The sequence below is a fragment of the Legionella bononiensis genome, from assembly GCF_016786215.1.
GTDB lineage: Bacteria > Pseudomonadota > Gammaproteobacteria > Legionellales > Legionellaceae > Legionella > Legionella bononiensis.
The window spans coordinates 1-15,450 of record NZ_JADOBG010000015.1 but is presented as its reverse complement, the minus strand read 5'-3'; the positions used below and the strand labels follow the sequence as shown (position 1 = coordinate 15,450).

The window sequence follows — 15,450 nt, the reverse complement described above, 5'->3', positions numbered from 1 at the left end:
CTTAGTGCTCATGGCTTGCGCCATCTTTACCTAATTCAGCTTTCATAAAAAAGCTGTTTTTACTGATGTAGTGCTCTCCGGGATCAATGCCTGATAACACTTCCACCCATTGGTCGTCTTTTTCGCCCAGTACGACTGGGGTTGTTTCAAAATAATCACCTTGTTGGACAAAAACGACATCTTTTTCATCCATGTGCTGGATGGCTGACAAAAGTATGGCAACTGGGACTGTTTTTTCTTTAATAGTAATTGAGGCATTCACATACATACCTGGCAACCAAACTCGTGGCTCATTAGGAAGAACTGCTCGCGCTAACGTTGTCTGACTGTCTTCAATGCCTAAAGGTGCAATGTAGGAAATGGTGCTGGTGGATTTTGGTGTTCCTTCATCTCCTGTGACCGTCACTTCCATGCCTTGTTTGATTAAGGGCGCTTCCTTTCGATACAAAGTAAAATCGGCCCAAACAGTAGCCAAATTAGCTACCTCATATATGGGCTTGCTGTTTTGTGCCAGCTCTCCATTGGTTGCATATTTTTGTACAATGGTGCCCGTCATCGGTGCATTTATGGTGTAGTTTTGTAAACTTTCGTTACTCTCAATTGTGACTAATATTTCCCCTTTAGTAACTTCATCCCCTAAGTTTTTAGTCATTGATTTAATAATGCCTGAATAGCGTGCATAGATGGGGGCAAGCGTATCTCGATTGGGTGCAATCTTGCCAACGACTTTAAGTTGCGTTTTAATTGTTTGACTTTGAGCCTTAGCTGTTTCAATACCTGCCGCCTTAAGAATAGCTGGAACCATTTTAACGCGACCTTCATAAGTAGTATAATGCCAAGTATAGTGTTTGTCCTGCAGTTCCAATTGAATATTCACCTCAAAAGAATGAGGCTCTTCAATCACTTCACTACTTTGTAAAAAATTTTCGGCAGGAATAAAAGAAATTGTCTCTTTTTTATCACCAAATCGGGTTAATTGAACGGTTAACTGCGCCTTCTTAGGTGCTATGGACTCACCATTATTGTACAAATAAGCGCGAAAATGGGGCGGCATGCCTCGCTCAAAAATTAAAAGCTCAAGAGCTATATCACCATCTTTAAACAGACGGCCTCCTTGCGGGCCTTTCTCCATAGTTTCTTGATGAGTATTTTCCTCTGTGCCATGGGAGGCTTCTTCAGCCCATAAATAAAAAGAGCTGTATCCCAATAACAAGAACATAAAAAATATGCGAGTCAAGAATGACTTTAGAAATTTCATTGACTCTCCTTAGTAGGATGTAATCCTAAAAGCCCAGTCAGCTGAATTAGGGCTTTATGATAATCTGCATGAGCTTGTTGGTAATGGCGTTCTTCTTCATATAATGAATTAAGTGCTGTTGATAATTCAACGTAGGTGTAACGTCCCATTTGATAACCATCCTGTGCTAATTTGATTGATTTACGTGCTAAAGGTAATAATGAATTCGTCACCTGGTTGGCCTCATAGTGACTTTGTTCCGCTTGTAAAAAAATAGCATAGGCATTTTGACGCACCTCAAGGCGGGCTCCTTGAAATTCATGAGCCGTTTGTGTGTATTGCGCTTCTGCGGTCATTATTTTACCTTGATTTCTATTATAAACTGGCACTTCTGCAAAAGCAGAAGCAACTACCGCATTACTGCCGTCATCAGAAAAATGACGGCCGCCCAGTTGAATGTTTAAATCAGGCCACACTGATTTTTTAACAGCGGTAATGGTTGCTCGTTTGGCTTGTAGTTGTTGTTGCAGTTGTATTAACTGGGGGCTTCGCGGTAATTGTTTAAGTAACGCAGCCCAGTTCAAAGAAATACCTGGAAGCCCCTTGTCTACCAACTGCCTATCCACTCTCAAGCCATCACCTAATAAGCGTGCCAATTTTGCACGCTGGAATAAGGCGTCCCGTTCCGCTTTATTTTCTTGAATACGTGCATCACCCAAGCGGACTTGAGCCAATCGCAAGTCTAATTCAGCACCTGCCCCTGCCTTAACTCGATGCTCAATTGCGCTGACAATGTCTTGATTGAGACGAATGAGTTTTTTAGTAACTTGATGCCATTGCCCGGCATAGAGTGCATCGACATAGGCCACGCCTACTGCCACATAAAGTATCGCTTTTTGTACCTGAATTTGCGCAAGAGAAGCTAAATAATCTGCATAAGTTGCCTTTTTCAAATACTGTAATCGATGTCCTAGTGGTATGGGTTGGGTCACCGAAGCAGTTGTTTCTGCGGCCTCATAACTTGAATAACTCCCAGAACCGCCAAAATTTTCTGCAGTTAAAGTCAATTGTGGGTTAGGGTAGAGACCACTTTGAATAAAATACCCGCGCATGGCTTGTGCTTTATCTATTTCGGCTTGTAATTCGGGATTATTCTGATAAGCAATATCCAATGCTTGTTTAAACGTAAAAGGAGTAGCCGCAAGCCCTTCGTTCATCACAAAGCTCATTGCACTACAAAGGACTGAATAAAGTAAATAGCGCATTCCCTTCCTATCAAGTATTCCATACTAAACTGTATTGTTTCAGTGTACCTTTATTTTTGATTTGAATACATCCCACTACTAGAGAATTAAGAAAATTGCGCATTAAGACCCCAACAATTCCCCAGTTCATGTAAAAATCTATTTACTACGATTCTTTCTCAGTTTCTATTGCACTGCCTGTTTCAACCTAGGTATCAATTTGAGATATTTCAAATTTCAGGAACCGGCCAACTTTAATCAATTTGCACGCATGATTAATATCAAAAACGATAAAATAGATCTGAGTAATAGAACTTAAAAGCATTAATGTGCAATCAGCATGGTGAAATAATGAAAGAGGCTATGTGCCTTCGCAGGTCCCAAAAACTCCTTTCCAGCCAACACTTGGCTGAGCACCAATGGGCTAGCTTCAAGTATTCGGGCTAACTCTTTAAAGCTCAATTCACTATAAGACAGAATATAATCAATCAAATATCTCTGGGTATCTTTCTTTAATCGAAACTTAACATCAATAACAGGTTCTGCTACCTCGATAAAACATTCCATGTAACATCCTCGCTTTCATATTATTACGGCATAGTCCAGCCGAAAAATAGTAAACCATAGCCGTGATATCGATAAAATTAGTTTTTTTACACAGAGAAGATCAGAGATAAAATGCAATTCTGTTCTATCTTATATCAATTGTTATCGTTTGATACCCTTTTTATGTGGCTGTTATAGTCTCCGGGAACCCTGAATCTGTTTTCGACTCAATAACGGGCTTAATTCTTTTAGCGATCAAGTAAAGGAAAATAGCGCCCAATAGTGCCCACATACCCAGCTGGTTAAACACATGCTGGTAATCACCATTGGATAGCAATGGATTTGCGGATTCCCCTTTGGTCATCGCATTGGAAAAATAATGTGATAACGATGCTGATACACCCGATACCATCATCCAAGTACCCATGAGCAGGCCTTGTAATTGTGGAGGGGAAATTCTACCAATCATGGCGTAGCCGACAGGCCCTATCAGTAACTCTGCTACTGCTTGCGTGGTAAAATGGAGCATCACCCAATAAATACTAACATATCCATGCTTGCTGGCTGAGAGAATACCGCTGGATAAAAAGAAGAAGGACACTGCCAATATCAGAAATGCCCAAATAAATTGTTTGGTTACTGATATGTTGTATCCTTTTGCCTGCAGTCGTGTTAGCACTATTGATAATAAAGGGGCACCGATAATGATCACGATGGCATTGATATTCAAAAGCCATTGAGTCGCCATTTCATAGTGGAACAGGTGTTTATCGACATTGTTTTTAATGAATAGGGTTACACCCATTGGGCCTGTGAAGTAGATCATCCAGAATAGGATTGATGTTATTGTCAGGATTAAAAAAGTCATAATCTTTTGCTTATCCAACGTCGATTTTTGTTGGTAGCCAAGATATAAAATGACAAAAAACATAATAACGCTGAGACCTACAACAATCCCATTGCTGAACTGGGCTTTATGAAAACAAAGCAAGGTGAATGGGATAAGAGATAATATAATTCCCCATCCCATAGAGTTTTTTAAATTCAGTGAAGCTTTGCTTTTAACTCTAAGTAATGGAGTATCGCGATCATTCAAGTTCGACCAGTAACCCCACATCAGCAAAAGGGTGATTACGTTTGGAATTATGCTGGCATAGAGCAGTGTTTGATATTGATTGGAGTAATCAAAAAAACCGCTTATGATATAGCCAGCGCAAAAGCCTACATTCATGTAGGAATAGCTTAAGAAAAAGGCTTTATCTCGGCGGTTATCATCAGGTGCAAAGCGCTGTGTCAGTATGCTGTTGTATGCAGTAGTATTTAAGCCACATCCAACCAGAAATAAACTCAGCCCAAGGTAAAGCAGTGACTTAACTGAAAGTGCCAAAAATAAAATGCCAATGGTTTGTACGCCTGTGGTAATCAAAAACAAAGCTCGGTTACTTAGAAATCGTCCGCCAATTACTCCGCCGAGTAAATGTAGAACATAATTAAATGCTAGAAATAGCCCAACAATGCTGTTTGAAAGGGTATTAGACAATCCTAATTGTTTAGTGAGAAACAGAGATAATGAGGAATATAGAATCGCATAGGAAAAGGTTGAAAAAGCCTGTATTAAATACAGGGGCATGATTCCTTTTGGCATTTTTTCTGATAACAACATATTTTTTCCCTAAAACTATTTTGGAAGGTGACTCTACCATTAAAAATGGATAAACTTAATCCCTTTCTGCAATTATCCTGATTTTTAAGGGATGATAATTGATATTTAATTGCTGTGTGGGTGTTTAGGAATGAACAAAATTACTAGAGTTTCATGGGATGAAGTCAAGCATCAAGTAAAGCAAGTCAACGAATCAATATATCGTGTCATTGAAGATATTACGCCTAGCAAAGAAATACCATTCTATTTGGCCCGTTATAAATTTGGTGAACATTTCGGTATTAAAAATCATGCTTATCTGCCAACTAGCAGTGGTCAAATGGAAAAAATTGACAGCAAGCACACAGATAATGAGTTATTCAATCATCTTGGCTATGGCAAAAATAGTTTACCTTTGGGCTTAATACTGGATAAGTTTTGCGAATGGCATTATTTTGGTGAAGATGAGCGAATCTTTCCAGACTGTGTTCAGGGACCTGGTGCAATTTTTAATATGCAGGTTATTTTTGATGAGGATCAAACTGTAGATAACAATGTGCTCTCTGTCTCATCTGGGGCACTTTCATCCTTTTTATTACCGAATATAGGTTGTAAAAGGAAGCATTCAAGAATTCAGAAATATTTTAATGTTTCTGTTCCTGCACCTAAATCTCCTTATGAGCATTATTTTGTATTTAAAGAAATATTGAAGGATAAAAATACTATCGATAACTGGTATAGCGAGATTCTTTATTTTTCCGAGCAGTTTATCAATGAAGTTAAATATAATGATAAATGGCTTAAGCTGAAACTATATTTTTCGGAGTCGTTAAGGAAAAAGCTGACGCAAAATACTTACGATGCTTCTTGTAACGATTTATTCCTCAGTGCCAAGAGTATTAATCGTTTCAGACCTACGCCATTCATCATGGATACAGCAAAATACATTTTTAATATTTGCATGGGATCAGGTATTGGTGTAAAGCCGGCAATTGATGAGCAATATTTTCCAGTTAAAACGATTCAGAAAATTTATAATGAATGTTATGACTTGGAATACACAGCAACAATTATGGTGCCATCAGCCTTGAATGGCCAGGCTGATAGTGTTTACTATCCTTTACAATGCCCCTTTGCAAAGATTAATACATTTAAAACCAATCAAAGCAACAGCGCTTATAGTGAACTGGAAATGCTAAAAAATGTGCTGTTGGCTTACCAGTCTGAATTTACTGCAGATAACAGTTCCGCTTTTGGAAGTCTTCTTTATCACGTAAGCAAACAAACGGAGTTTTCTTTTTACCACTATAAATCCTCTAGTAATAAAAGCATTAATAGTTCTGAAGAACTAGAGCGAACAGATAACAGATTTGCTTTTTCTTATTGCAGCGATAAAACGCAATTTGCCAGCGATGCGAAGTTATTTAGAGGTTGTGTTAGATTAAGAAAACAATAAGGTTATATAGATGAGAATATTAGAAACAAAACGATTATTTCTACGGACTTTTCAAGAAAAGGATGTGGAATGATTAATTGCCATTAACCAGGACCCAAAAGTAATGCAGTTTTTTCCAGCCATACCCACGCGGGAAGAAACCATTGCATTCATAGATAAAATCATTTCTCATCAAGAAGAAAAAAACTTCTCCCTATATGCTGCTGAAATTAAAAATACTGGTGAAATGATTGGTTTTGTAGGTTTATTTACTGCAACATTTCAAGCTCATTTTACTCCAGCGATTGAAATTGGTTGGCGTTTATCCTCAAAGCACTGGAACCAAGGCTATGCAACAGAGGCTGCCAAAGCAGTGCTTTATCATGCTTTTAGGAAATTAGATTTGGATGAAGTAGTCTCGTTTACATCGGCATTAAATAAACCGTCTATTCGAGTAATGCAAAAGATTGGATTACGTACTAATTTAGAAGATGATTTTGACAATCCAAAAGTACCGTTAGGGAGTTCGCTTATTGGGCACGTGTTGTATAGATTAAAACGAGCAGAGTATTTATCAACTCAGTATTAAATCATCAATTGTCAGATTGAGCAGCTTCAGGTATTTGTTGCTAATAGTCTTTTTTTCGATTGGTGGGATGTATATTGTTGTTATTGAAGAAATAACTGATAGCTCAAGATTACAAAGTTGAATCCATTCTATTCTGGGAGAACAAGTAGGCAGGGAGGGGGCTTCATAAAGACAGATAGAGGAATCTACTTGATAGTAACCACTTAGATAATCTTTTAAAATTGATAGGTTGTTAGCTTTTTTTCCATCAGTTCTACCAAAGTTTGCTACTTGCCAAAGTATTAAATGCGCATGAACATCAATGCACCGTTCAAATAATACCAGCTCTGTAGCTTCAATTGAAAAACACCCCTGATCACCTGGATCAATTTCAAGATCACTAAACAAGCAGTCTTGGGCAGATACTGCAGGTAAAATAATGGCTTCACCACCATCTTTTTTAATTTGTCTTACGGCATTAAGTGCTGAGTCTGCAAAAACGGTAGGGTGGCCGTAAAAAACAACACATAAAATTGAAACCTTCTTATATTCTTCAATAATATAATTTGTTAATGCTTGATAAGCTTCAATTCGTTTTTCTCTGCTAAAGTAGATAGAATCGAGCGATTCAGAATTTTTCGCTTCTCGTTGAATCCATTGTTTTAAGTTATCTTCATTGATAAGGTAGAGTACCTTGTCAGCATTTTGAATAACTCGTTTAGTTTCTTCGGTCAGATGGGAAATCGATTTAATTCCCGACCCTACTACTATAAGCTTATTCATTAAATTGTTTTATATTCACTATTTTATTGCTATCAGGCTGGTGCTGTTTTTGTATTGAAACTATTTTATTAGAATTAGCCTGGCTCTGTTTGTTTTGATTTGTATCTAACAATAAATCTTTGTGGCTGATCAAATACTCATTCCCTACAGCGTATTCAAGTTTATCCATTAAACTCATTTTGATGTCACCTTATATTAAATTCTGATAGCCATTGTACAAATAAAATTCTTATAGGTATAGCCTAAAAAAATATTTGCAGTGATGTGCTCAATATGCTCTAATAAATGCTCGAAACGAGCATTATTGATTTATGAGTTACAGGAGTTGAGAAATCATGAGCAATATTCACCTAATCCCTCGATTAATTCGCTTAAGAGACGCTCCCACCTATGTAGGTATGGATCGTCATCGATTTAATAAAGATGTAAGGCCAAATTTGGTTGAGATTCCAATGGGGACTCAGGGTATTGCTTTTGATCGACTTGATTTAGATGCCTGGGTAGACGATTATATACGGTGTAGTGGTCGTCCCGCGGCAGTTAAACGTAGGAGTTTGGAGTTATGGGACGAAAAAGAACACCAGGGCTGCAAAAGCGTGGCAGCGTCTGGTGTATTGACAAAAAGGTCTTCGGACGACGACTTTGCGAAAGCACTGGTACTGACAACCTCGAAGAGGCGGAAAAGTATCTCGCAAGACGTCTCGAAGAGATAAGACTAGCAACAGTCTATGGTGTTCGCCCAAAAAGAATATTCAAAGAAGCTGCTACTAAATTTCTGATGGAGAACCAACACAAACGCAGTATCAGTGATGATGCTGGTCGTTTGCGAGAAGTGGTTAAGTACATCGGGGATTTGCCTATTGAAGCAATTCATATCGGTAGCTTGCAATCCTTTATTGAAGGTAGAAGAAAGGATGAAGTGAGCACGAGAACTATCAATCATGGCTTGAAGATTGTTCGGCGTATATTAAATTTAGCTGCTAGTGAATGGATGGATGAATTCGGGTTAACCTGGTTAAATTCAGCGCCAAAGATAAAACTTTTACCTGAGCCAGATTTAAGGAAACCTTATCCATTAAGTTGGGATGAGCAGCATAAACTGTTTCAGCAGTTACCGGAACATCTGAAAAATATGGCTTTGTTTGCCGTAAATACCGGATGTCGGGATCGCGAAATATGTGAACTGCGCTGGGATTGGGAAATACAAATTCCAGAATTGCCACACATCATCGTTTTTATTGTACCAGGGGAACTGGTCAAAAACGGAGAAGAGCGGCTGATTGTTTGTAACGAAACAGTTCGGGAAGTGATAGAAGGGGAGAGAGGTAAACATCCTACGCATGTCTTTAGTTTTAAAGGTCGACCATTAAGTCGTATGTTATCGACTGGTTGGCGGCAGGCTAGAGAAAAGGCGAAATTGCCTGAAGTAAGAGTGCATGATTTAAAGCATACCTTTGGCAGGCGGTTAAGAGCTTCAGGGGTAAGTTTTGAAGACAGGCAAGATTTACTTGGGCATCGTTCAGGAAGGATTACAACTCACTACTCTTCAGCTGAGCTGCAAAGTTTATATCAAGCTGCGAATAAGGTTTGTGAAAATCGTAAAAGCGGAGTGATATTAACGTTATTGCGAAACCCAAAGAGTAGACCTGCCAGTCAAAATACTCTAAGGGATAGTCAGGTAAGTTTGTAAGTGCGTGATCTAGGTCACGCAAAAGTCACGCAAGGACTTTTGTACTAAAACAGGTAATCAACGTAAGTTATTGATTTTAAAGGTTTAAATTGGTGGGCCCACTAGGACTTGAACCTAGGACCAACGGATTATGAGTCCGCTGCTCTGACCAACTGAGCTATGGGCCCGAAGAGGGGGTCATTTTAAACTGATTTTGTTTTTTGTTCTACTGTTTTTTTCATTTTTTAATTGCCGTTTTTTGAACGGCAATTAATTTATCCTTCGTCGCCTTCCAAGAAGCTTCGTAGCTTCTCTGAGCGGGAAGGGTGACGCAGTTTTCGTAGTGCTTTTGCTTCAATTTGACGTATACGTTCACGAGTTACATCAAATTGTTTTCCTACTTCTTCCAGTGTATGGTCGGTGTTCATTTCGATACCGAAACGCATACGCAGAACTTTGGCTTCTCGTGGAGTTAGTGTTTCCAATATTTCCAGAGTTGCTTCTCTTAAGCCTTCTGCGGTTGCCATATCAATTGGCGATTCGATGTTGTTGTCTTCAATAAAGTCGCCTAAATGAGAGTCATCATCGTCACCAACCGGGGTTTCCATAGAAATCGGTTCTTTAGCAATTTTCAGTACTTTGCGGATTTTATCTTCGCTCAGTTCCATTTTTTCTGCTAATTCTTCTGGTGTTGCTTCACGACCTGTTTCCTGAAGAATCTGGCGGGATATACGATTCAGTTTGTTGATGGTCTCAATCATATGTACCGGTATACGTATGGTACGCGCCTGATCCGCAATGGAACGGGTAATCGCCTGTCTAATCCACCAGGTGGCATAAGTAGAGAATTTGTAACCACGCCGGTATTCAAATTTATCTACTGCTTTCATCAACCCGATGTTTCCTTCCTGAATCAAATCCAGGAACTGCAGACCACGGTTGGTGTATTTCTTAGCAATGGAAATTACCAAACGCAGGTTTGCTTCAACCATTTCTTTTTTAGCACGTCTTGCTTTAGCTTCACCAATAGACATTTTTCGATTGATGTCTTTAATTTCACTAATAATCAGGCCGTATTCAATCTCAAACGAGGCTAATCGGCTTTGCAGACGTAAAATTTCATCTTTATATTCTTCTATTCGCGGTAAATCCAGTTTTTTAGCTTGTTTAGCGCACAGGGTTTCTAACCATTTCAGATCTGTTTCCTGGCCTGGGAATGTGTCAATAAAGAGTTTTCGTGGAATACGAGCTTTCTCAATACATAGACGCATAATTCCGCGTTCAAATTCTCTGATGTGATTTCGTAATTGACGGAAATGACGTGTCAATCGATCCACCTGTCTTGAAGTAAGCTTCAGCTTCAGGAAGGAATCCGACATAATTTCCAGTAATTCAAGAGTCTTTTTATTCGTTCTGCCGTGCTCTTTTAATGCAACCATTGCATTATTGAAATTTTCACGCAGTTCATCAAAATAAACTTTGGCTTGCTCTGGATTGGGGCCATCATCAACTTCGGCCAGTCCACCTTCACCATCTTCGTCTTCTTCATCAACAACACTAAGAATGACTTCTTCCTGTTGATCTTCATCAAGCATGGAGCCGATATTGGCGGCAGGTGCGATTTCTTCATCTGTGTCAGCAAAACCGCTAATGATTTCATTGAGACGTATCTCTTCAGCGTTGAAGCGATCGTAATCATCAAGAACTAATTGTACTGTTTCTGGATAGTGAGCAAGAGATTTGAGAACTTGATAGATCCCTTCTTCGATGCGTTTGGCGATACGTATTTCACCTTCACGGGTCAGCAATTCTACTGTTCCCATTTCTCGCATGTACATACGTACAGGATCTGTCGTTCTACCTGTTTCTTTATCAACCGAAGCCAGTACCATGGCTGCTTCTTCGATATCAGGCACTTCTTCAGTATTAAGCAGGAGGGCGAGATCGTCATCCCCGGGTGGTTGCTCAAATACTTTGATGTTCAAGCCTTCAAGCATGCTTATGATGACATCAAAATGCTCCGTATCTACTATGTTAGGTAGTTGGTCGTTAATTTGACTATAAGTCAAATAACCTTGTTCTTTACCAAGGCTAATGACTTTGGTAATTTGTGAGCTTTGCTGTTCTTGGTCATTTGTGGTCATAGGCACTTCTTTTAGGAACAATTAGGATCTACAAAAAGGGTTTGATTATAAACCGGGTAGCCTCAACATACCAGCTTTTCAGATTTTTTATTTTTCCAAATCCGTCTGAAGATGTCTTTCTTTTAGCATCTGCTGTAAATTGTTGCGTTCCGTTTCAGTTAAACCCTCTTTCCGCGATTTATCTATCAATTGTCTTATTATAAGCTCTTTATTTTGTTTTTGTAAAAATAATAGAGTATCAACAAATTCTTTTATCAGCTCTTGTTCTGGAACCTGATGATCCCATGAAGCTAATCGGTTAATGGCATCAAAATAATTGGTTGTACGCCAGTATTCGATTAATGTTGCTGTAGTTGCCTGAGGATTTAATTCCAGTTGATGGAGAATATGAAGTAAAATGTGATGTTCTTTTTTATGCAGCAGTTCTGGATTGATTTGCGGCGCGATTCGTTTGTAAATTTCAGGGTTTTGTAAGAGCAGTGCAATGGCAATTCTCAGTGGTGATCTGGAAATGGTTGTGGTCTGCTCTGTTGTATTGGTTTCTGTTTGTTGCGCTATGAGTTGATTGAGTCTGTGATTTTCTATGTGAGTCAAACGGGCTAAATCATCAATCAATAATTGTTTGAAAGAACCTTCTTCCATTTTTTGCAAAAAGGGTTTGGCGGAATTAATAAGTTGGGTTTTTCCTGCCGGATTCTGGAGGTTGATGTCTTTGGCTAAACTATCAAAGAAGAATCGATGCAGGGGTGTTGCTTGTTTAAGACGAACTAAAAAATTATCCTTACCTTCTTCGCGCACCAGACTATCGGGATCGTGTCCTTCAGGTAAAAACATGAAACCTGCGTCCAATCCTGAGTTCAAATGGGGTAAGCTGCTTTCCAGGCCTCTCCATGCTGCCTGTCTTCCTGCTGTATCGCCATCGAAACAAAAAATGAGGTGTTTGGTATGTTTCGCTAGTAATTGGATGTGGTAGGTACTTGTAGCCGTACCTAATGTAGCTACGGCATTCGTGATTCCGTGTTGTGCCAGGGCAATAACATCCATATAGCCTTCAACCAGAATAATATATTCAGCAGTTTTGTTTTGACTTAAAATCTGGTGTAAGCCATAAAGTTCGCGGCTTTTCTGAAAAATGACTGTTTCAGGTGAGTTCAAATATTTGGGTTTTTGTTCGGGATCCAGTACACGCCCACCAAATCCAATGATACGTCCATGGCGATCATGAATTGGAAACATAATTCGGTTTCGGTAACGGTCATAGATTTTTCCGTCATCATTCTTAATCAGCATTCCTGTCGCGATTAATTCCCGTTGATTTCGAGGAAACGATTTTTCGAGATTATGCCAGCCTTCAGAAGCAAAACCTAATTGATACAGTTTAGCGACAGCTCCGCTGAGTCCTCTTTTACGAAGATAATCAATGGCAATTTGTCCATCGTGTTTTAATTTTTTCTGATAATGCTGACTCACTTCAGACAGTAATTTATACAGATCATTGGATGAGTTATTTTTTTCTACCTGACCGTCTCTGGGTACGGTTAAACCGAGTCGAGCAGACAGAGTTTCAATAGCATCAATAAAGCCTTGATTCAGGTAATTCATTACAAAACTGATTGCATTACCTGAAGCGCCGCAACCAAAACAGTGATAAAACTGTTTTTTGGCTACAACATTGAAGGAGGGGGATTTTTCATTATGAAATGGACAGCAGGCAATATGGCTTGTTCCCCTTTTTTTCAGAGGAACATAACTGTCTATCAATTCAACCAGATCGGTGCGATGCAGGAGATCATCAATGAATGGCTGTGGGATTAAGCCAGACATAATATCCCTTAGCTCAATTTGGCCTTGATTAAGGCACTCACTTGAGTCATATCAGCTCGACCTTGCAGCTTAGCTTTAAGCTGTCCCATCACTTTACCCATATCAGCCATTTTTTCTGCTCCGGTTGCAGTAACGGCTTCATTGATCATCTGTTCGATTTCTGAGGCAGATAGGGGTTCAGGCAGATATTTAGAAATGACTTCCAGTTCAAATTGTTCCTGAGCAACCAGATCATCTCGATTTGCTTTTTCATATTGGGAGATGGATTCTTTACGTTGTTTGGTCATTTTGTCCAAAATGGCCAGCATACGCTCTTCAGTAACTTCAATACGCTCATCTACTTCGATTTGCTTCACCGCTGCGGTGATTAAACGGAGTGTAGTCAGTAAATTTTTATCTTTAGCGCGCATCGCGTCTTTAATATCGTTATTGAGGCGTTCTTTTATGGACATAATTAATTCCTTAAAAACCAAAAGGCCACATGAAAATGTGACCTTGGTATTATATCTGACCATTCACCCAAATAATGATTCTGGTGAATGAAAGCGTAATTCTTATTTACGTCGGTGTTTCATGCTGCGTCGTGAAGAAGTATCGCGAGAAATTTTTTTCAGATGACGTTTTACTGCAGCAGCTTGTTTGCGTTTACGCTCAGCGGTTGGTTTTTCATAAAATTCGCGACGGCGTAATTCGGTTAAAATACCGGCTTTTTCACAAGAGCGCTTGAAACGGCGCAGTGCATATTCTGGGTTTTCGCCTTCTTTTACACGAACGGTAGGCATTAAACTAATCCTCTGGTTATTTGATCTTAATAGGTGGGCAATTCTAGTGCTAGTTGAAGCACTCGTCAAGTCCAATCTAAATCTTTCTTATTATTTTATTAATTATTTATTATAACTCAACTTTATCCAATGTGTTAATTGTCTTTTATTTATTGAATGGATTTACAGTTTACGTGATTAGTCTAGTAAATGATTTTGGGTATCAGGAATTTAATGAGACCTTATCAGTAAATGAATCGCAGGGATTTAACTTTTAATTCATGATGGAGCTTGTGATATAATGACAAATGGTTATTGATTGCCAGTATTGAGGTAGTGTATGCGTGTATTAGGTATAGAGTCTTCCTGTGATGAAACAGGGGTCGCAATTTATGATTCAAAATCCGGGTTATTGGCTCACGCGCTGCATTCACAAATTGATACCCATAGAATACATGGGGGAGTCGTACCGGAACTCGCATCAAGAGATCATGTCAATTATTTAATTCCTTTAGTCGATGAAGTGCTTAAGCGCGCTCAATTAAATAAAAAAGATCTGGATGGCATAGCATATACAGCAGGGCCAGGATTAATCGGGGCATTATTGGTAGGTTCCTGCTTTGCAAAAAGCCTTGCTTATGCTTTAGAAATTCCTGCTCTCGGAATTCATCATCTGGAAGCGCATTTACTGGCAGCAAAAATGGAAACCCCAACCCTGGAATTTCCATTTATCGCGTTACTCGTTTCAGGCGGACATTGTCAACTCATCGAAGTAAAAAATATGGGTGAGTACCAATTATTAGGGGATACGCTGGATGATGCAGTAGGTGAAGCATTTGATAAAACCGCCAAACTAATGGGTATTCCATATCCCGGTGGTCCAGTATTAGCCGGACTCGCCGATCAATGTGCCTCAACGCCTTATCGATTTCCTCGACCCATGACCGACCGACCAGGATTGGATTTCAGTTTTAGCGGATTAAAAACGTTTGCATTAAACACCTGGAATCAAAGCGCAAAAGAAGACTCCGATCGTTCAGAAATAGCAAAAGCATTTCAACAGGCTGTAGTAGAGACTCTGATTATTAAAGCGAAAAGAGCAATACAGCAGTCCAATTGCAAGCGTCTGGTTGTTGCCGGTGGAGTAGGGGCAAATAGCGCTCTGCGTTTGGCTTTAAACGAGTGGATGGCGAGCATCAATGGTGAAGTCTATTTTCCAGCTCTTGAATATTGTACAGATAATGGTGCGATGGTCGCGTATGCGGGGTGTTTGAGAATGGTGTTGGGGGAGCGGGATTTGGGGTGGGATGTGGTTGTCAAAGCCCGTTGGCCCCTCGCCTGAACGGGCGTATTTGGCGCATCTTGCGAGAACTCCGCTCTAAAAAAATGCTCATGTACTTGATGTACACTCCGCTTTTTTTAGTTCGGAGTTCTCACAACCTGCGCTCAAATCCGACCGTTCAGTAGTTTGATGTATTTGGCGCATCTTGCGAGAACTCCGCTCTAAAAAAATGCTCATGTACTTGATGTACACTCCGCTTTTTTTAGTTCGGAGTTCTCACAACCTGCACTCAAATCCGACCGTTCGGGTTTATGG

The 15,450-nt window shown here is 39.5% G+C and carries 13 protein-coding genes, 1 tRNA gene and 1 pseudogene; 4 read left to right on the top strand and 11 right to left on the bottom strand.

The annotated features are described in order from the left end of the window. Position 1: 1 nt before the first annotated feature. The 4 genes from IZU94_RS10040 to IZU94_RS10025 form a co-directional block, all read right to left on the bottom strand. The gene (locus IZU94_RS10040) at positions 2-1,258 is read right to left on the bottom strand and encodes an efflux RND transporter periplasmic adaptor subunit (protein ID WP_203110308.1); all 1,257 of its coding nucleotides are present in this window, start codon (positions 1,256-1,258) and stop codon (positions 2-4) included. Beyond that, positions 1,255-2,502, bottom strand: coding sequence for a TolC family protein (locus tag IZU94_RS10035; RefSeq protein ID WP_203110306.1), 1,248 nt, complete (start codon positions 2,500-2,502; stop codon positions 1,255-1,257). Before IZU94_RS10035 ends, IZU94_RS10040 begins: the two co-directional genes overlap by 4 nt. A gap of 303 nt (positions 2,503-2,805) precedes the next feature. Beyond that, positions 2,806-3,048: a hypothetical protein gene (locus IZU94_RS10030; RefSeq protein ID WP_203110304.1), complete on the bottom strand. Its 243-nt coding sequence runs from the start codon at positions 3,046-3,048 to the stop codon at positions 2,806-2,808. 160 nt (positions 3,049-3,208) lie between these two features. Continuing rightward, a complete protein-coding gene (locus IZU94_RS10025) occupies positions 3,209-4,690 on the bottom strand; it encodes a peptide MFS transporter (RefSeq protein ID WP_203110302.1) in 1,482 nt (493 codons plus the stop codon). A 130-nt stretch (positions 4,691-4,820) separates the two neighbouring features. Here IZU94_RS10025 and IZU94_RS10020 point away from each other — a divergent pair, with 130 nt between their 5' ends. Both IZU94_RS10020 and IZU94_RS10015 read left to right on the top strand, forming a co-directional pair. Then, a complete protein-coding gene (locus IZU94_RS10020) occupies positions 4,821-6,125 on the top strand; it encodes a hypothetical protein (RefSeq protein WP_203110300.1) in 1,305 nt (434 codons plus the stop codon). Positions 6,126-6,135: 10 nt separating this feature from the next. Beyond that, positions 6,136-6,693, top strand: a pseudogene (locus tag IZU94_RS10015) (GNAT family N-acetyltransferase). On the opposite strand, the gene IZU94_RS10010 reads toward IZU94_RS10015, so the two are convergent. Further along, positions 6,679-7,455, bottom strand: coding sequence for an SAM-dependent methyltransferase (locus IZU94_RS10010; protein WP_203110299.1), 777 nt, complete (start codon positions 7,453-7,455; stop codon positions 6,679-6,681). The pseudogene IZU94_RS10015 and the gene IZU94_RS10010 overlap by 15 nt on opposite strands. Further along, positions 7,448-7,633, bottom strand: coding sequence for a hypothetical protein (locus tag IZU94_RS10005; protein WP_203110298.1), 186 nt, complete (start codon positions 7,631-7,633; stop codon positions 7,448-7,450). The genes IZU94_RS10010 and IZU94_RS10005 overlap by 8 nt, the downstream gene beginning before the upstream one ends. 384 nt (positions 7,634-8,017) lie before the next feature. Here IZU94_RS10005 and IZU94_RS10000 point away from each other — a divergent pair, with 384 nt between their 5' ends. Next, entirely contained in the window at positions 8,018-9,145 is a 1,128-nt protein-coding gene (locus IZU94_RS10000) for a tyrosine-type recombinase/integrase (RefSeq protein ID WP_238400424.1), read from the top strand. Positions 9,146-9,235: 90 nt separating this feature from the next. Here the strand turns inward: IZU94_RS10000 and IZU94_RS09995 are convergent. From IZU94_RS09995 to rpsU, 5 genes are all read right to left on the bottom strand, one after another. Beyond that, positions 9,236-9,312 (bottom strand) — tRNA-Ile (locus IZU94_RS09995). Positions 9,313-9,399: 87 nt separating this feature from the next. After that, positions 9,400-11,268 (bottom strand): RNA polymerase sigma factor RpoD, encoded by a 1,869-nt coding sequence (gene rpoD, locus IZU94_RS09990; RefSeq protein ID WP_203110297.1) that lies wholly within the window; start codon positions 11,266-11,268, stop codon positions 9,400-9,402. Positions 11,269-11,355: 87 nt separating this feature from the next. Next, a complete protein-coding gene (gene dnaG / locus IZU94_RS09985; protein WP_203110296.1) occupies positions 11,356-13,092 on the bottom strand; it encodes a DNA primase in 1,737 nt (578 codons plus the stop codon). Between the two features lie 8 nt (positions 13,093-13,100). After that, entirely contained in the window at positions 13,101-13,544 is a 444-nt protein-coding gene (locus IZU94_RS09980) for a GatB/YqeY domain-containing protein (RefSeq protein WP_203110294.1), read from the bottom strand. 102 nt (positions 13,545-13,646) lie between these two features. Beyond that, positions 13,647-13,874, bottom strand: a complete 228-nt coding sequence (gene rpsU, locus IZU94_RS09975; RefSeq protein WP_018576467.1) for a 30S ribosomal protein S21 — start codon at positions 13,872-13,874, stop codon at positions 13,647-13,649. Positions 13,875-14,193: 319 nt separating this feature from the next. On the opposite strand from rpsU, the gene tsaD reads away from it, so the two are divergent. Next, positions 14,194-15,195 (top strand): tRNA (adenosine(37)-N6)-threonylcarbamoyltransferase complex transferase subunit TsaD, encoded by a 1,002-nt coding sequence (tsaD, locus tag IZU94_RS09970; RefSeq protein ID WP_203110292.1) that lies wholly within the window; start codon positions 14,194-14,196, stop codon positions 15,193-15,195. Positions 15,196-15,450 lie beyond the last annotated feature (255 nt).